The sequence below is a fragment of the Pseudothioclava alba genome (genome assembly GCF_033100795.1).
In the GTDB taxonomy this organism is placed as follows: domain Bacteria; phylum Pseudomonadota; class Alphaproteobacteria; order Rhodobacterales; family Rhodobacteraceae; genus Pseudothioclava.
Map to the genome: position 1 here is coordinate 608,671 of NZ_JAWLVI010000001.1, position 15,569 is coordinate 624,239.

At 63.3% G+C, this 15,569-nt stretch carries 18 protein-coding genes; 7 read left to right on the forward strand and 11 right to left on the reverse strand.

What is annotated here, in order from left to right:
• Positions 1-111: 111 nt before the first annotated feature.
• The 7 genes from queC (at position 112) to RYZ20_RS02985 (ending at position 4,896) form a co-directional block, all read left to right on the forward strand.
• Complete coding sequence (gene queC, locus RYZ20_RS02955) at positions 112-813, forward strand: 7-cyano-7-deazaguanine synthase QueC (RefSeq protein ID WP_317670375.1); 702 nt, start codon at positions 112-114, stop codon at positions 811-813.
• On the forward strand, positions 813-1,166 hold the full coding sequence (gene queD, locus RYZ20_RS02960; RefSeq protein WP_317670376.1) for a 6-carboxytetrahydropterin synthase QueD: 354 nt from the start codon (positions 813-815) through the stop codon (positions 1,164-1,166). Before queC ends, queD begins: the two co-directional genes overlap by 1 nt.
• Entirely contained in the window at positions 1,163-1,873 is a 711-nt protein-coding gene (gene queE, locus RYZ20_RS02965; RefSeq protein WP_317670377.1) for a 7-carboxy-7-deazaguanine synthase QueE, read from the forward strand. The genes queD and queE overlap by 4 nt, the downstream gene beginning before the upstream one ends.
• 13 nt (positions 1,874-1,886) lie before the next feature.
• Positions 1,887-2,351 carry a preQ(1) synthase gene (queF, locus tag RYZ20_RS02970; RefSeq protein WP_317670378.1) on the forward strand — a complete coding sequence of 155 codons (465 nt, stop codon included), beginning with the start codon at positions 1,887-1,889 and terminating at the stop codon, positions 2,349-2,351.
• A 66-nt stretch (positions 2,352-2,417) separates the two neighbouring features.
• Positions 2,418-3,143 (forward strand): 5-oxoprolinase subunit B family protein, encoded by a 726-nt coding sequence (locus RYZ20_RS02975; RefSeq protein ID WP_317670379.1) that lies wholly within the window; start codon positions 2,418-2,420, stop codon positions 3,141-3,143.
• Positions 3,140-4,171 (forward strand): 5-oxoprolinase subunit C family protein, encoded by a 1,032-nt coding sequence (locus RYZ20_RS02980; RefSeq protein WP_317670380.1) that lies wholly within the window; start codon positions 3,140-3,142, stop codon positions 4,169-4,171. The genes RYZ20_RS02975 and RYZ20_RS02980 overlap by 4 nt, the downstream gene beginning before the upstream one ends.
• Positions 4,150-4,896 carry a LamB/YcsF family protein gene (locus RYZ20_RS02985; RefSeq protein WP_317670381.1) on the forward strand — a complete coding sequence of 249 codons (747 nt, stop codon included), beginning with the start codon at positions 4,150-4,152 and terminating at the stop codon, positions 4,894-4,896. The genes RYZ20_RS02980 and RYZ20_RS02985 overlap by 22 nt, the downstream gene beginning before the upstream one ends.
• On the opposite strand, the gene lpxB is transcribed toward RYZ20_RS02985, so the two are convergent.
• The 11 genes from lpxB to uppS all read right to left on the reverse strand — a co-directional run bounded on the left by lpxB (position 4,893) and on the right by uppS (position 15,566).
• Positions 4,893-6,044: a lipid-A-disaccharide synthase gene (gene lpxB / locus RYZ20_RS02990; protein ID WP_317670382.1), complete on the reverse strand. Its 1,152-nt coding sequence runs from the start codon at positions 6,042-6,044 to the stop codon at positions 4,893-4,895. The genes RYZ20_RS02985 and lpxB overlap by 4 nt on opposite strands.
• Entirely contained in the window at positions 6,041-6,859 is an 819-nt protein-coding gene (locus RYZ20_RS02995) for an LpxI family protein (RefSeq protein ID WP_317670383.1), read from the reverse strand. The genes lpxB and RYZ20_RS02995 overlap by 4 nt, the downstream gene beginning before the upstream one ends.
• Positions 6,856-7,638 (reverse strand): acyl-ACP--UDP-N-acetylglucosamine O-acyltransferase, encoded by a 783-nt coding sequence (gene lpxA, locus RYZ20_RS03000; protein WP_317670384.1) that lies wholly within the window; start codon positions 7,636-7,638, stop codon positions 6,856-6,858. Before lpxA ends, RYZ20_RS02995 begins: the two co-directional genes overlap by 4 nt.
• Positions 7,639-7,644: 6 nt before the next feature.
• Entirely contained in the window at positions 7,645-8,115 is a 471-nt protein-coding gene (fabZ, locus tag RYZ20_RS03005; RefSeq protein WP_317670385.1) for a 3-hydroxyacyl-ACP dehydratase FabZ, read from the reverse strand.
• An 83-nt stretch (positions 8,116-8,198) separates the two neighbouring features.
• Positions 8,199-8,765, reverse strand: coding sequence for an OmpH/Skp family outer membrane protein (locus RYZ20_RS03010; RefSeq protein WP_317670386.1), 567 nt, complete (start codon positions 8,763-8,765; stop codon positions 8,199-8,201).
• Positions 8,766-8,777: 12 nt separating this feature from the next.
• Positions 8,778-11,114: an outer membrane protein assembly factor BamA gene (gene bamA / locus RYZ20_RS03015; RefSeq protein ID WP_317670387.1), complete on the reverse strand. Its 2,337-nt coding sequence runs from the start codon at positions 11,112-11,114 to the stop codon at positions 8,778-8,780.
• A 126-nt stretch (positions 11,115-11,240) separates the two neighbouring features.
• Entirely contained in the window at positions 11,241-11,411 is a 171-nt protein-coding gene (locus RYZ20_RS03020; RefSeq protein ID WP_317670388.1) for a hypothetical protein, read from the reverse strand.
• A 76-nt stretch (positions 11,412-11,487) separates the two neighbouring features.
• Positions 11,488-12,816, reverse strand: a complete 1,329-nt coding sequence (gene rseP, locus RYZ20_RS03025) for an RIP metalloprotease RseP (RefSeq protein WP_317671324.1) — start codon at positions 12,814-12,816, stop codon at positions 11,488-11,490.
• 17 nt (positions 12,817-12,833) lie between these two features.
• Complete coding sequence (dxr, locus tag RYZ20_RS03030; RefSeq protein WP_317670389.1) at positions 12,834-14,003, reverse strand: 1-deoxy-D-xylulose-5-phosphate reductoisomerase; 1,170 nt, start codon at positions 14,001-14,003, stop codon at positions 12,834-12,836.
• 1 nt (position 14,004) lies between these two features.
• A complete protein-coding gene (locus tag RYZ20_RS03035; RefSeq protein ID WP_317670390.1) occupies positions 14,005-14,811 on the reverse strand; it encodes a phosphatidate cytidylyltransferase in 807 nt (268 codons plus the stop codon).
• Entirely contained in the window at positions 14,808-15,566 is a 759-nt protein-coding gene (gene uppS / locus RYZ20_RS03040; protein WP_317670391.1) for a polyprenyl diphosphate synthase, read from the reverse strand. Before uppS ends, RYZ20_RS03035 begins: the two co-directional genes overlap by 4 nt.
• Between the last annotated feature and the right edge of the window lie 3 nt (positions 15,567-15,569).

The following is a 15,569-nucleotide window of genomic DNA, read 5'->3' on the forward strand; positions in this document are numbered from 1 at the left end:
TGACCCCGCCGCCGTCCTGCAATCCCAAAGATTTCTTGTCAATCGGGGGCGGCTCCTCTATCCCCGCCCCACCGGTCGCAGCCTACCCGGTCATCAAAACAAGGACTGAACATGAAAACACTTGTAATCTGCTCTGGCGGTCTGGATTCCGTGTCACTGGCGTATAGCGTCGCGGCACGGGGTGAGTTGTCGCGCCTTGTCTCGTTCGACTATGGCCAGCGCCATCGCAAAGAGCTGGACTATGCCGCGCTTTGCGCCAAACATCTGAATGTGCCCCATCACATCATCGACATGCGCCCGATCGGGGCCGCGCTGACGGGATCAGCGCTGACCGACGACATTGACGTGCCCGATGGTCACTACGCCGAAGAAACCATGCGCATTACCGTTGTGCCAAACCGCAACGCGATCATGCTGACGATCGCCTACGGGATTGCGGCAGCCAAGGGGGATACGGCGGTTGCGACGGCGGTGCATGGGGGCGACCATTTCATCTATCCCGATTGCCGCCCCGGCTTTACCGAGGCCTTCGACAAGATGCAGCGCGCAGCCCTTGAGGGTTACGCCGATGTCGCGCTTTTCACGCCTTTCGTGCATCGCTCGAAAGCCGATATTGTGACCGAAGGCGCGCGGGTGAACACGCCCTTTGCCGAAACCTGGTCGTGCTATAAAGGCGGCGCGCATCATTGCGGGCGCTGCGGCACCTGTGTCGAGCGGCGCGAGGCCTTCCATCTGGCAGGCGTCGAAGACCCGACCACCTATGAAGACCCCGATTTCTGGATCGAGGCAATCAGCAACAGGAACGACGCGTAATGTACCGTATTTCCAAGGAATTTCACTTTTCGGCATCGCATCAACTGGCGCATTTGCCAGCAGATCACCAATGCGCGCGCCTGCACGGGCACAACTATATCGTCGTGGTCGAACTAGCTTCGGCCGAACTGAATGCAGATGGTTTCGTGCGCGACTATACCGAGATGAAACCGCTCAAGACCTATATCGACGAGCATTTCGACCACCGCCATCTGAACGATGTGCTCGACGGCCCCTCGACGGCGGAAAACATGGCGCGGCACTTCTATGACTGGTGCGCGGCACGCTGGCCCGAAACCGTTGCGGTGCGCATCTCGGAGACGCCCAAAACCTGGGCCGAGTATCGCCCATGACACTGCTCCGCATCGCAGAAATTTTCGGCCCCACGATTCAGGGTGAAGGGGCGCTGATCGGCGAACCTACCGTCTTCGTGCGCGCCGCAGGGTGCGACTATCGCTGTTCGTGGTGCGATTCCCTCCACGCGGTGGATGCGAAATACAGACACGACTGGGCCTTTATCCCGACGCCTGAAGTCTGGCAGAAGGTGCAAGAGCTGTCGGGCGGCAAGCCGATCACCGTCTCGCTCTCGGGCGGCAATCCGGCAATTCAGGATTTCGGCCCGCTGATCCGGCTGGGCAAGCCCAAAGGCTACCGCTTTGCCTGCGAGACCCAAGGCTCGGTCACCAAGCCGTGGTTTGCCGAACTCGACACGCTGGTGCTAAGCCCGAAGCCGCCCTCTAGCGGCCAGAGTGTGAAATGGCCCGCCTTCAACGCCTGCATTGCCTCGGCCAAGGGGCGCCCGCAGGTCGTGCTGAAGATCGTGATCTTCGACGATGCGGATTACGCCTTTGCCAAAGAGGTGGCCGCGAAATTCCCCGAGCTTCCGCTTTACCTGCAACCCGGCAACCCCGAGGTCGACCCGGAGCGTCCGGTCGATCTTGAGGCCGCCACCGCGCGCCTTTTGTGGTTAATCGAAAAAACCACCGCCGACCAATGGTTTACCCCCCGCATCCTGCCCCAGCTTCATGTGCTGGTCTGGGGCAACAAACGCGGCGTCTGAACGGAGCCTCCTCATGTCCGACAGTATCTACAGCAACCTGAAACAACTGGGCGGCGCGACAGTCATGCCGCAATCGCCCGACGAGGCCGTGCTCGAACGGGTGCAGAACCCGCAAGCCGATGTGGCCTATAACGTGCGCTTCACCGCGCCCGAATTCACCTCGCTTTGCCCGATGACGGGGCAGCCCGATTTCGCGCATCTGGTGATCGACTATGTGCCCGGCCAATGGCTGGTGGAAAGCAAATCGCTCAAGCTGTTCCTTGGGTCGTTCCGCAATCACGGCGCCTTCCACGAGGATTGCACCGTCTCGATCGCGCGCCGTCTGGCCGAGTTTCTAAGGCCGCAATGGCTGCGCATCGGCGGCTACTGGTATCCGCGCGGCGGTATTCCGATCGACGTGTTCTGGCAGACCGGCCCGATGCCCGAGGGTGTCTGGATCCCCGATCAGGGTGTGCCGCCCTACCGCGGACGCGGCTGACCACGGTTCCAAAAGATCGCGCGCAGGAGGCTTGATCTCCTGCCCGATTTCGGCCTTTCTGGCGCGATGACAGTTACGCCGCCGCAGATCTTTCCGCTTAGCCTTGACGGGGTTCTCGTCAGGTTTGGACAAGCCTTTACCGAGGCGGCGAATGCGCGCGCGCTGGCGCTGCATGGCGCCTTGCTGGCGTCGCCACCAAAGGGGTTTGTCGAAAGCGCGCCTGCGCTGGCAGCACTCCATGTGCGGTTTGATCGCACGGCGACGACACGGGCGGATTTTGAGGCCGCACTGCGCGCGCGGCTTGATCAAAGCGCTGACGCCGCTCCGCGCGCGCCAAGCCGGATATGGCACATTCCGGCAGCTTTCGGCGGCGAGGACGGCCCGCAACTGGATGATGTCGCGGCCCGCGCGGGGCTAAGCGCAGAGCGCCTTGTCACCCAGTTTTGCGAGACAGACCTGAGCGTTCTGGCGCTTGGCTTTGCGCCGGGGCTGCCCTACCTTGGCACGCTTCCCGAAAACTGGCAGATGCCGCGCCTGACCGAGCTGACGCGCGAAGTCCCGCGCGGCGCAATCACAACCGCGATCCGGCAGATCGTGCTGTTCTCGGCGCCCTCGCCCACCGGCTGGCGCTGGTTCGGGCGCACGGCGTTCCGGCCCTTCGATCTGCAGGCCGATCAGCCGATTGCCCTTCGTCCGGGCGACGCACTGCGCTTTCACGCGGTCTGTGACACCGATCTGACCGCGCTTGAGGGCGCGCCTCTTGGCGGCGCGCGGCTGGAGGTCGGCGCATGACACTCACGCTGACAATCCTTTCGGCGGGTCCGTCGGTCACGGTGCAGGATATGGGCCGCGAAGGGTGGCTCGCGGCGGGGCTGGCGCGGGGCGGCGCGGCGGACCGTCTGGCGCTGCTTGAGGCGGCGGCCCTTTTAGGACAATCGACCCCGCAGGCGGCGCTGGAAATGGCCGGATTCGGCGGGCGCTTCACCTTTGGCGCCCCCACCCGTATTGCGCTGACGGGCGCCCCGATGCGCGCAACCCTTGAGGGCGAGGCTCTGCGCTGGAACGCCTCGCATCTGCTGCCAGAGGGCGCGACGCTTGAGATCGGCCCTGCCGAGACGGGCGTCTACGGTTATCTTGCCGTTGCAGGCGGCATTGCAACGCCCCCGCTGCTAGGTGCGCGCGCAACACAGGCCAGCGCGGGGATAGGTCACCGGCTTGCGGGGGGCGACACACTGCCCCTTGGCGATGATCCCGCGCCCGACGCCCCCCTCCTGACCCTCCCCGAGGCGCATCGCTTCAAGGGCGGCACCGTGCGCGTGATCGAGGGACCGCAAAGCGCGTATTTCTCCGAAGACACCCGCGCGCGCTTCTTTGCCACCGCCTTCCCCGCGCGGGCAGGCAACCGGCAGGGGCTGACGCTTGGGAGCGAGGAGCCGTTCACCACCCGGACCGGCGAGACGATCCTGTCGGAACCGATCACGGCGGGCGACATCCAGATGACCGGCGCGGGGCTGCCGGCGATCCTGCTGGCCGAATGCCAGACCATCGGCGGCTATCCCCGCATCGGCACGGTCATTCCCGCCGACCTGCCGCTGGCCGCGCAAACGCCGCAAGGTGCCACGCTGCGCTTTCGTCCCGTAACGCTGGCCGAGGCCGAAGCCGCCTGCCCGCCCGAGGCCGCGCAGCTTGACGCGTTGCGCGCCGCAGTCCTGCCGCTCCGGCGTTCGGGCTATGACACCTATGCCCTTCTGGGCTCACAATTAATCGGCGGAGCAATCCGCGGCGACGAGGAGGAACCATGGCGCGCAGGGTTGATCTGAACGCGGATCTGGGCGAAGGCTGCGGACAGGACGCCGCGCTGATCCAGATCCTGACTTCCGCGAATATCTGCTGCGGGCTGCACGCCGGCAGTCCCGCCGAGATGGCACACACGATGCGCCTTGCGCGCGACGCGGGGCTGGGGATCGGCGCGCATCCGGGCTATGACGACCGCGCGAATTTCGGGCGCACGCGGTGCCAGTTGGCCGCTGACGATCTGCGCGATCTGATCCGCTATCAGGTGGGCGCGGCGAAATCGGTGGCGGCGGGTTTTGGGGTTACGCTCGAGCATCTGAAACTGCACGGAGCGATGGCGAATATGGCCGCGGAAGACGCCGAAATGGCCGAGATTTGCTACCGCGCGGCGCTGGAGGTCGAACCTGCAATGCGGCTGATGACCATTGCCGCAACCGCGCAGCAAGAGGCCGCCGAGGCCATTGGTGCGCGCTGGATCGGTGAGATTTTTGCCGACCGCGCCTATCGCGACGACGCCCGGTTGGTCGATCGCTCGGAAGACGGGGCGGTGCTGCATGATCCGCAAGAGGCGGCAGAACGGCTTGTCACGATGATTACCGAAGGCGCGATTGTCGCGCGCTCGGGCAAGCGTATTGCGGCACGGATCGAGTCGATCTGTCTGCATGGCGACACACCCGAAGCGTTAGAAATGGCGCGCGAAATTCGCTCTCGCCTGAGCACGGCGGGAATCGACCTGATGAAACCGGATTAAGTTTTATCAAGAAAATTCAATACAGAACGCGCCGCTCTTAATCCGGGCGGATCACCGCCTTCGCCAAGGCGTTGCATGGTGGCCTCCATCGCCTCTTGCTGCTTTTCCACGGCGTCGGGGTGCTCCAGCAGGTCCAAAAGCGCCTGCGCCATCAGGCCCGGTTTGCAGCGTTTGCCCAGAAATTCGGGGATCGCGCGGGTCTCGGAGACGAGGTTCACAAGCGTCACTGTGTCGATCTTCAGCAACCGCCCGATGATCGCGCGCGTGAGCGGCGCCATGTCATAGCCGATCACCATCGGCACGCGATAGGCCGCCAGTTCAAGGCTCACCGTGCCCGAGGCCGCCAGCGCCAGATCAGCCGCCGCAAAGGCCGCTGCTTTATCCACCGCGTCCTCAAGCACAATCGGCGCGACAGGCCAGCGCGCGCTCATATCGCGCACCATCGGCGCAACGCCGCGCACCGTCGGCACCACGACACGCAACCCCGGTTCACGGTCTCGCAGCCGCATCAGCGCCTCGTCGAAACGCGGACCAAGACGTCGCACCTCACCCGCACGCGAGCCGGGCAAACACAGCACAACCGGTTGATTTTCCTCGATCATATGGGTCTCACGGAAGGCCGCCGCCGCCTCGGGCGTGCCGCGCGCCTCGGCCACGACCGGATGGCCTACGAAGTCGCAGCTCATCCCCGCCGCCTGCATCAAAGGCGGCTCGAACGGCAAGATCGCCAGCACATGATCCACCACCTCGGCCATCTTTTGCCCGCGCCCCGGCCGCCAGGCCCAGACGGACGGCGCGACGTAATGCACGGTTTTGAAATCGGGCCGCGCGGCGCGGACAAGGCGGGCAACGCGCAGACAGAAATCGGGGCTGTCGATGGTCAGCAGCGCCGCCGCGCCCGAGGCCAGAACAGCATCAGCCGTTTCACGGATACGGCGTTTCAGGTGGCGGTATTTCGGCAGAACCTCAAGCAAGCCCATGACGGACAGCTCTTCCATCGGAAAGCGGCTGTGCAGGCCTTGCGCCTCCATCAAAGGGCCGCCGACGCCGTCGAAACTGATCCCGGGGGCGAGGGTCGAAAGCCCCTCCATCACGGCCGCGCCGAGCTTGTCGCCCGACGCCTCCCCCGCGATCACAAATATCTTCATGGCTCGCGCGCCCAAAGGAACAGCCCGTGCTCTTGCGCGGCGCGCAGGGTTTCCGCGCGGTCCAGAAGCATCACGCCGCCCGCTTCCCACGCAAGCCCCGCCAGCCCCGCAAGGGCCACGTTTTCAACGGTTTGGGGGCCGATCGCGGGCAGATCGATCCGGCGATCCTGCATCGGTTTCGGAGCCTTGTAAAACACGCCCTTTGCTCCAGCCGGATCAGGGCGCAGCCCCTTATGCGCGGCCGCAAAGGCCAGCATCGCATCGGTTCCAGGCAGGCTTTCGACGGCAAGGCAAAGGCCCTGCGCGACGATGGCACCCTGCCCCACATCAACGGCACCAAGGGCGGCGACAATCTGCGCCGCGCGCGCAGCGTCTTTGCGATCCGCAGCCGTGACGTCGCCCGTCAGCACCCCTGCCCCCGGCACCAGATCGGGTGCGATGGCATCGGCACCGACGACGCTAAGGCCCCATTCCTCGAAGATCTCGATCACGGCGCGCAGCGTTGCGTCATCGCCCGCCTGCATCGCCCCCAGAAGCCGCGGCACAAGGGTCGCGGTTTTCGGATCGAAAAGCTCGGGGTCAAGCCGCGGACGCTGCATGGCTCCGGCAAACACGACCTGACGGATGCCGCCCTCGACCAGCGCGTCCAGAAACGGCACCAGCCGCTCGACACGGAACGACAAACGCGCCCCCCCTTCGACGGCGGGCGCAAAGCCCTCCATCTCGCAGATCAGCATATCGGGTTTCGCCGCAAGCAAAAGCGCGGGCAAATGCCCGGTGCCTGCCACCAGCGCTGTCTCTGTGCCCCAGCTCATCGCGGCGTCAGGAACGAACGGTCCGAGGGACCCAGAATGAAATCAAGCACTTCGCGCGCCAGATCGCCCTCGACCCCCTCGTCCGAAAGCTTGCGCGCGCTGTCGCGGAAGCTGCCCTCGCCAAGCGCCATGAACAGCTCGCGCAGCGCGCCGATCTCGGCGCGCGGCACGCCACGGCGCTTGAGGCCAACAAGGTTCAGCCCCTCGAGTTTAGCGCGCGGGCCCGCCACAAGCGCGTGCGGAATGACATCCGCCGTCACCATCGACAAGGCGCCGATAATCGCGCCACGCCCGATGCGCACCCATTGGTGCACGCCCGACAGCCCGCCCACGATCACATCGTCTTCAAGCACGCAATGGCCCGCAATCGCGACCGAGTTCACCAGAATAACCCGGTCCCCGATCTGCGCGTCATGGGCAACGTGGCACGACGCCATGAACAACCCGTCATCACCGATCCGCGTGACGCCGCCACCGCCTTCGGTGCCGGTATTCATCGTCACATACTCGCGGATGCGGTTGCGTTTGCCGATCACAAGGCGGGTCTTTTCGCCTTTGAATTTAAGGTCTTGCGGGATCTGCCCGATCGAGGCGAAGGGAAAAATCTCGGTCCCCTCACCTATTTCGGTGTCACCCGCGATCACCACATGGGATTTCAGCTTTACCCCCGCCCCGAGCTTCACCTCGGGGCCGATATGGCAAAACGGTCCGATCTCGCAGCCCGGGCCGATCTCGGCGCCCGGCTCGATCACGGCGCTTGAATGGATTTGCGCGCTCATCCGGCCTTAGCCCCGAAGGTCCATCATGGCGGTAAACTCGGCGCTTGCGGCAACCTCGTCACCCACCTTGGCGATACCTTCGAACTTCCAGATCTTGCCGCCACCACGCAGCGCTTTGACGTGCAGTTCAAGACAGTCGCCCGGCACAACCATGCGGCGGAACTTGGCTTTGTCGATGCCCATGAAATAGGTCAGCAGGTCTTTGCCGATCACATCCATCGACACGCCCACCAGAACGGCAGCCGTCTGCGCCAGCGCCTCGACGATCATCACGCCCGGCATGATCGGTTTTGACGGGAAATGCCCCTGGAAATGCGGCTCGTTGCAGGTGACCATCTTGATCCCGACCGCCGAGACATTCGGCTCGATCTCGCGCACCTTGTCGACCAGAAGAAACGGGTAGCGATGCGGAATGATCTGCTTGATCAGGTCCAGATCGGCTTCGGTATAGGGCGCGGGGGTCGGTTTTTCGGACATGTTTGCTCCTTCGCAGGCCGTGTGCGTCACGTCAGATGACACCCGACTTTGCTAGCAACGCCACGCCCCGAAGGCAAGCGCGGCTATTCGACTGTGCCGCTGCCCAGACGTTCATCCACCAGCAAAATCAGGTCGTTCGTCACATCAATATTCGACAATCCGCGGATAATCACCCGCCGGTCCAGCACCACCGCCGCGCCGCGCTGCACCAACAATTCATCCAGCACCGGAAGCGCCGCCTGCACAAAGGCTTGCCGTTCCTGTTCAAGCTGCGCCTGAAGCGCCTGCGCCTTGGCCTTTTGCGCGGCCCGAATGCCGGTCGCGCGCTTGTCGAAGGCCGCCGCTTCGGCCCTGAAATCCTCGGGCGTCATCGCTGCACGCCGCTCGGTCAACTGGCGTTCTTCGATAACCAGATCGTCGGCAATCCGGTTATTCTCGGTGTTCAGGTCTTTGGAGGCTTGCGAAAGCTCGGCCGAGACCCGCTTGCCCCAGGCAGAGCTGTCGTAAAGCACTTCCCAATCAAGCGTCAGAATACCTTGCACCGAACGCGGCAAGGAAAGATCGCTGACCGAGGGCGTCTCTTGCGCCATCCCCGGCCCGAGTGACAGGGCGCCGCCAAGCAGCGCCCCGATCATCAGAGTGCGGACCATCCCCGCCATGGATCAGAACTCGGTCGAAATCGACAGGTCGAAGTTCTGCTCTTTGTCGTAGTCCTCTTTTTGCAGCGCCTTGGTGAAATCAAGACGCAAAGGCCCGATCGGCGAAGTCCAGAGGATAGAGGCACCCACGACCGAACGCAGGCTCAGATCTTGCGAACCTTGGGTGTTGCTTGCGCTTGCGGTGGTTTCCAGCCCCCAGACCGAGCCGACATCGGCGAAGAGCGCGCCCGAGAGGCTGTATTCGGACGGCAGGCCGAGCGGGAATTCCGCCTCGGCGCGCGCGACCGCATAATACATGCCGCCAAGCGCATCCTCGTTGACCGCGCCGACATCGCGCGGACCAAGGCCATTGCGCTCAAACCCGCGCATCACGCCATTGCCCGAGAACCGGTCAAGCACGTTTGTCTGGCTGCTACCGAGGCTCTTGATCGCGCCGCCTTCGACATCGAACTTGAGCGTGACTTCCTCGTTCAGCACCTTACGCTGGACGCGGGCCAGGGCCGTGGTCTTGATCCCTTCGTAATCGCCGCCAAGCCCGTAGAAATCCTGACCGAAGCGGAACAGGAAGCCAAAGCGCGGGTCGATGCCGGTGGTGCGGGTGTCATAGGTATAGGTATAGCCGACCGAGGATTTCCACTTTTCGCCACCGTTCAGCGCCGCCTCGTCTAGCAGGATCTGCGAGGAATCGGTCGAGACCCCCATCAGACGATCTTTCGCCAGCGTATAATTGACCTTCAACCGGCCATTGCGCGAGATCGGGAAGTCGAGCGACGGCGAAATACCGAAACTTTCGGTATTGTAATCGGCGCTGGCGTTATCGGTGGTATTATACCACAGATTGATCCCCGCCTTCAGGTCGCGGCCCAGGAAACCCGGCTCGATGAAGGTGATGCCCGACGATTTGTTATCGGTGCCTGAGCCATAGTTGACCGAGATATACTGCCCGCGGCCAAGGAAATTGCGCTCGGAATAGTTCACGTTCAGGCCAAAGCCCGCCGCCGCACCATAGGTCGCCCCGAACGACAGCGAGCCGGTCGGCTGCTCTTCGACGTTCACATCGACCACAAGCCGATCCGCGCTCGATCCCTGACGCGAGTTCACATCCGCCGTCGAGAACAGGCCCAAGGCACGGATACGCTCGGCCGAGGCGCGGATTTCGCGCGGGTTGAAGGGGTCACCTTCGACCGTGCCGAACTGGCGGCGGATCACGCGGTCAAGCGTGGTATTGTTGCCTTCGATGTCGATGCGCTCGACGAAAATACGCGGGCCACGCACAACGGCAAATTCGATGTCGAGGGTGCGATCACGCTCGTTACGGGTGATGCGCGGCTCAACGCGCACGAATTGCGCGCCCTGACGCAGCGCCGTCTCTTCCATCCGCGTGACGGCATAATCAACAGCCGTCGGCGAATAGATCGCGCCCGTGCGGATCTTCATCAGCTTGCCGAATTCTTCCGCGTCAATCTCGGGCACTTCCGAGATCGTCGTCATATTGCCAAAGCGGAACTGCTGCCCTTCCTTCACGTTGAAGGTCACGAAGAAGCCGTCGCGGTTGCGGGTCATTTCCGAGGAAACACCGCTCACCTCGGCATCGACATAGCCACGCGCGCGATAGAAATCGAGCAGGAGTTGACGGTCGAGGTTCAGCCGCTCGGCCACAAAGGTATCGCGCTGCACAAAGGCGCGCAGAAGCCCCGCCTGTTTAGACTCCAGAACGCGGCGCAGGCGACGGTCGGAATAGACACGGTTGCCGGTAAACGAGATGCGCTCGACCTCGGTCACTTTGCCTTCTTTGATTTCAAAGGCGACATCGACGCGGTTGTCCGAGCGGCGGATCACCTTGGGATCGACGCGCACCGCCATCCGCCCCATCGAGGCATAGGCTTCAACGATCTTGGCAGCATCGGCTTCAATGGCGGCGGGGGAGAACACCTTACGCGACTGGGTCGAGATCACCTCGGCCAGTTGCTCGTCCTTGAGCTTCTTATTGCCTTCGAAATTGACGATGCTGACCGTCGGATATTCGGTCACGCGGATCACCAGCGTGCCACCTTGCGGCACCAGTTCGACCTTTTCGAACAGCCCCGAGGCCTGCAACCGCTGGTAGGCATCGTTCAGCGCGCCCGCGCTGACGGTTTCATTCCGGCCGATTCCTGCGAAGGAAATGATCGTCGCGGGTTCGATCCGCGCGTTTCCTTCGATCCTGAGCTGGCTGAACTTATAGCTCTGCGCCAGCGCCATTTCCGGCGAAGTTACTGCAATTGCAAGAAAAACTGCCGCGCCAGTAAGCAGAACACGCAGCTTGCCCGAGCGCTTTGCCCGCAGCCCAAAATCAGTCATCGACCTCTCCCCAGATGGTCTTGGCAGGAATACCCTGACTGAGTATCGGGAAAGCCCCCTCTTGTCAAAACGCGAACGCGCCCGAAACGGGCGCGCAGGACGAGTTTTGCCGATCGCGGTGAAGGATCAGAGACGATGCATCGCGTAAGGATCGGAGGAAAAAATCTCAACCAGTTGAATCCCGATCATCGCCGCCCCGCACAGCGCCACAATCAGCGCAACGGGCACGAGCAACCGATCAAGCGACGCCGCGATCAGAAATGACAATCCGCGATAGCTTTCTGCGACCGTTTCCATTTTCCGGCCTCCTCTTCCTTCACCGCCTTTGACGCTACAGCGCCAATGTGGCCGAATTGGGGCGAGGGCCGAAAAATCAGCAGAACAGGTCGTTCCAAAGGCCAAACAGCATCATCGTCAGCACAAGGCTCAGCCCGCCCAACATCAGCGCGTTAAGCACGCGATCCGAAGGCGGCTTGCCGGTGATCCCTTCCCACAGGTGGAACATCAGATGCCCGCCGTCCAGCACCGGGATCGGGAACAGGTTGAGGAACCCCACCGCTGTTGACAGCACCGCGATGAACCAGATGAAATCGGTCAGCCCGCCCTTTGCCGCCGCCGCCGAGCCTTCGGCGATCCGCACCGCGCCCGACAGGTTGCACGACGAGATTTCCTGCAAGACCATCGCCTTCAGCCCCGCGATAGACTGCGTCACGATGCCCCAGGTCTGGCTGACGCCGCCCGTCAGTGCCTCGGCAATGGTCGTTGGGCGGGTCACAGGGGTAAAGACGAAGCCGCCCGTCGCGCCGATCAGCCAGCGCGTCTCGAACCCGCCCTCTCCGTTCGGAATATCCGTGCGGCGCGGGTTCAAGACCACATCGCGCAGCGCACCCGTCTCGGGGGACCAGATTTCCAGTTGCAACGAAGCGCCCTCGGCTGCACGCACGGCAGCCTGCAAATCGGCAAAACGCCAGATCGGTGCGCCGTCGATTTTGGTAATCACATCATCGGGTTCGACCCCCGCATCATAGGCCGCAGACGAGGCCGCAACCCCCATCAGCACCGGCGGGAAAAGCTGCGGGCCAGTCACATCAAGCCGCTCGCCCGCGCGCTCGACCGTCCAGATCAGGCTCGGCGTTGAGGGAAGCGCTTCAATGATGCCGTTCATCGCCGCATAATCGGGGGTCGCGTGGCCTTCGATCGCCAGAATACGGTCGCCTGCCTGCACCTCATAGCCCGCACCCGGCAAAGGGGCCAGCGAACCAACGGCAGGGTCATCCTCGGCAATGCCAGCCCAAAGCATCAACCCCGCAATCACAAGGATCGACAGGATAAAGTTGAACACCGGCCCCGCCGCAACGGTCGCCGCCCGCGCCCAAAGGGGCGCACCATGCATGGTGTGGCGGCGCTCCTCGGCGCTTAAGCCCACCATCGCCTCTTCGTCCACGCCCGCCGAGGCCGCATTCGCATCGCCCAGAAATTTCACATAGCCGCCAAAGGGCAAAAGTGCGACCTGCCAGCGGGTGCCGTGTTTATCCACGCGCGAGAACAGCTTTGGCCCGAAGCCGAGCGAGAAGACCTCGGCCTTGATCCCCGAAATCCGGCCGATGATGTAATGGCCGTATTCGTGGACCGTCACGATCACCGAAAGCGCCACGACGAACACGCCGATAGTATACAGGAAATTGCCGAAATCGGGTAACATGCTCACGGGGTAAACCTTCAGTTTTGTGCGATCTCGAAGGCAAGGCGGCGCGCCTCCAGATCAGCCTCCAGAACAGTATCAAGGCAAGTCGGCGGGTTAGCCAAGCCCTGCCGCGCTGACATTTGCGCGAGCACCTTTTCGACCAGCGCGGTCATGTCAAGGAACCCGATCTCCTGCCCGATGAACAGGTCAAGCGCGGCCTCTTTGGCCGCGTTGAACACCGCCCCCGCAAGCCCGCCGATCCGCATCACCTCTTGCGCAAGGCCAAGCGCGGGGAAGCGCTCAAGGTCCGGCGTCTGGAAATTCAGCCGCCCGATCTGCGCCAGATCAAGGCGCGCCACAGGCAGCTCGCGCCGCGCGGGCCAGTTCAGCGCATAGCCGATCGCATGACGCATATCGGGCGCGCCCAGATGCGCCATCAGCGCGCCGTCCTTAAAGCCCACCAGCGCATGAACGATGGATTCGGGATGCACCAGAACCTCGACCATCTCGGGCGATACGCCAAAATACTCTTTGGTTTCAATGACCTCCAGCGCCTTGTTAAACATGGACGCCGAGTCGATGGTAATCCGCTGGCCCATCGCCCAATTCGGATGGGTCGAGGCCTCAGCCACGGTGGCATGGCGCAGTTTTTCCAAAGGCCAGTCACGGAACGCGCCCCCCGAGGCGGTAATGATGATCCGCTCGACCTCGGAAATATCTTCGCCGACAAGCCCCTGGAATATCGCGGAATGTTCGCTGTCCACGGGCAGGATGCGGGCGTTATGCCGCTTGGCCTCGGCCAGCAAAAGCGGCCCCGCGGTCACAAGGCTTTCTTTATTCGCAAGCGCAAGCGTGGTGCCGTGGCGTAGCGCGCGGAACCCGGGCGCAAGCCCCGCCGCGCCCACAATCGCCGACATGATCCAATCCGCCGGACGATCCGCCGCCTCGATCAGCGCGGCCTGCCCTGCCGCCGCCTCGATGCCCGAACCATGCAACGCATCGCGCAGCGCGGGCAGGCAGTCCTCATAGGCGGTCACGGCAATCTCGGCCCGCAGCGCGCGCGCTTGCGACGCCAGCAGGTCAACATTGCGCCCGCCGGTCAGCGCGACCACCTGATAGGCACCCGCGCCACCCTGGCGTGTCAACAGATCAAGCGTGTTTACACCGATCGACCCGGTAGAGCCGAAAACCGAAATGCGGCGCATCTTATCCCCCAACAAGCGGCAGGCGCGTAACCAAAGCCAGCAGCAGCAAGAGCACAACCGCGCCGACCAGCGCGTCGAACCGGTCCAGCACACCGCCATGACCGGGGATCAGCGAGGAGCTGTCCTTGACGCCCGCGCGCCGCTTCAGCCAGCTTTCGACGATGTCCCCCATCTGCCCCGCAAAGGCGACAAACGGGGACAGAACGACAAACATCCAGCCGTGTCCGGTCAGCCAGAAGACCGCGCCAACCAGCGCCGCCCCGCCCCATCCAGCCACCGTGCCCGACCATGTTTTCTTGGGGCTGATCGCGGGCCAGAATTTCGGGCCACCAAAGGTCTTGCCCGCGAAGTAACCTGCAATATCCGAGATCACGACGACCGCCACCAGCCAGACGATAATCGGCAACCCAACGCCCTCTCGCAGCGCGACAAGCCCGTAGCCGCTAAGCATGATCGCCAGCCCGTAAAGCCCGAAAAGAATGCGGTCGCGGCGCGGCATGGCAGCGCCCGCAAGCGGCACCATCAAAAGCGCGATCAGGGAAAACGGCGAATGTAAGATCAAGACCGAGGCCAACGCCAGCGACGCCAGCACGCCAAGAGCCACCGAAACCGACCGCCGCGCGGGCGCCGTCATCGCCGCCAATTCCCAGATCATCAGGCCAGTCACGATCACCGCCAGCGCGGCAAACAATATGCCGCCTTTGACGATTGCACCGATGCCGAGCGACAGCATGACCACAGCCGAAAGCGCGCGGGATTTCAGATCCCCCCATCGGCCTGCCTTGGTGCCACCCGGCGCTGCGCTCATGCCTTGACCCCGCCGTAGCGCCGCTCGCGCTTGCCAAAACGCGACAGGATCGAGACAAGTTCTGCGGGCGAGAAATCGGGCCAGAGCGTCTCGGTGAACTCGTATTCCGCGTAAGCCGCCTGCCACGCAAGGAAGTTCGAGGTCCGCGTCTCGCCCGAGGTGCGGATCACCAGATCGGGGTCAGGTGTGCCTGCGGTATCGAGGCGCTCCTCGAAGGCGGCCTCGTCAAGCTGATCCTCGGAAATCCGCCCTGCCGCCAGATCCAGCGCCAGCTTCTTCGCGGCGCGCATGATTTCGCTCCGCCCGCCATAGTTGATCGCTACCGTCAGCGTGAGGCGTGTGTTATCTTTGGTGCGCTCTTCGATACCCGACATCAGCCGCGCCAGTTTGCCGTCAAGGCGCCCGCGTTCCCCGATGAACCGCATCCGCACACCAAGCGCCGACAGCTCGTCCGCCTCTTTCTCGATGTAGCGCGCGAAAATGCTCATCAGTCCAAGCACTTCCTCGGTCGAGCGTTTCCAGTTCTCGGTCGAAAACGCGTAGATCGTCATGTAGCGGACGCCGAAATCGGGCGCGACGCGCACGATCTCCTTGATCCGCTCGGCACCCTTGCGGTGGCCCGCCAGTCGCGGCCAGCCCTTGTTCTGCGCCCAACGCCCGTTTCCATCCATGATAATGGCCACATGCGGCACACCGTAATCGGTAATGCCGCCGGGCACCTCTATCTGGTCCGGTTTCACTTTCGTCCCAGCCATCGG

Excerpts from the sequence above, each read along its gene's own strand:
- queC (WP_317670375.1), top strand. The coding sequence starts at position 112 with ATGAAAACACTTGTAATCTGCTCTGGCGGTCTGGATTCCGTGTCACTG.
- queD (WP_317670376.1), top strand. The coding sequence starts at position 813 with ATGTACCGTATTTCCAAGGAATTTCACTTTTCGGCATCGCATCAACTG.
- queE (WP_317670377.1), top strand. The coding sequence starts at position 1,163 with ATGACACTGCTCCGCATCGCAGAAATTTTCGGCCCCACGATTCAGGGT.
- queF (WP_317670378.1), top strand. The coding sequence starts at position 1,887 with ATGTCCGACAGTATCTACAGCAACCTGAAACAACTGGGCGGCGCGACA.
- RYZ20_RS02975 (WP_317670379.1), top strand. The coding sequence starts at position 2,418 with ATGACAGTTACGCCGCCGCAGATCTTTCCGCTTAGCCTTGACGGGGTT.
- RYZ20_RS02980 (WP_317670380.1), top strand. The coding sequence starts at position 3,140 with ATGACACTCACGCTGACAATCCTTTCGGCGGGTCCGTCGGTCACGGTG.
- RYZ20_RS02985 (WP_317670381.1), top strand. The coding sequence starts at position 4,150 with ATGGCGCGCAGGGTTGATCTGAACGCGGATCTGGGCGAAGGCTGCGGA.
- lpxB (WP_317670382.1), bottom strand. The coding sequence starts at position 6,044 with ATGAAGATATTTGTGATCGCGGGGGAGGCGTCGGGCGACAAGCTCGGC.
- RYZ20_RS02995 (WP_317670383.1), bottom strand. The coding sequence starts at position 6,859 with ATGAGCTGGGGCACAGAGACAGCGCTGGTGGCAGGCACCGGGCATTTG.
- lpxA (WP_317670384.1), bottom strand. The coding sequence starts at position 7,638 with ATGAGCGCGCAAATCCATTCAAGCGCCGTGATCGAGCCGGGCGCCGAG.
- fabZ (WP_317670385.1), bottom strand. The coding sequence starts at position 8,115 with ATGTCCGAAAAACCGACCCCCGCGCCCTATACCGAAGCCGATCTGGAC.
- RYZ20_RS03010 (WP_317670386.1), bottom strand. The coding sequence starts at position 8,765 with ATGGTCCGCACTCTGATGATCGGGGCGCTGCTTGGCGGCGCCCTGTCA.
- bamA (WP_317670387.1), bottom strand. The coding sequence starts at position 11,114 with ATGACTGATTTTGGGCTGCGGGCAAAGCGCTCGGGCAAGCTGCGTGTT.
- RYZ20_RS03020 (WP_317670388.1), bottom strand. The coding sequence starts at position 11,411 with ATGGAAACGGTCGCAGAAAGCTATCGCGGATTGTCATTTCTGATCGCG.
- rseP (WP_317671324.1), bottom strand. The coding sequence starts at position 12,816 with ATGTTACCCGATTTCGGCAATTTCCTGTATACTATCGGCGTGTTCGTC.
- dxr (WP_317670389.1), bottom strand. The coding sequence starts at position 14,003 with ATGCGCCGCATTTCGGTTTTCGGCTCTACCGGGTCGATCGGTGTAAAC.
- RYZ20_RS03035 (WP_317670390.1), bottom strand. The coding sequence starts at position 14,811 with ATGAGCGCAGCGCCGGGTGGCACCAAGGCAGGCCGATGGGGGGATCTG.
- uppS (WP_317670391.1), bottom strand. The coding sequence starts at position 15,566 with ATGGCTGGGACGAAAGTGAAACCGGACCAGATAGAGGTGCCCGGCGGC.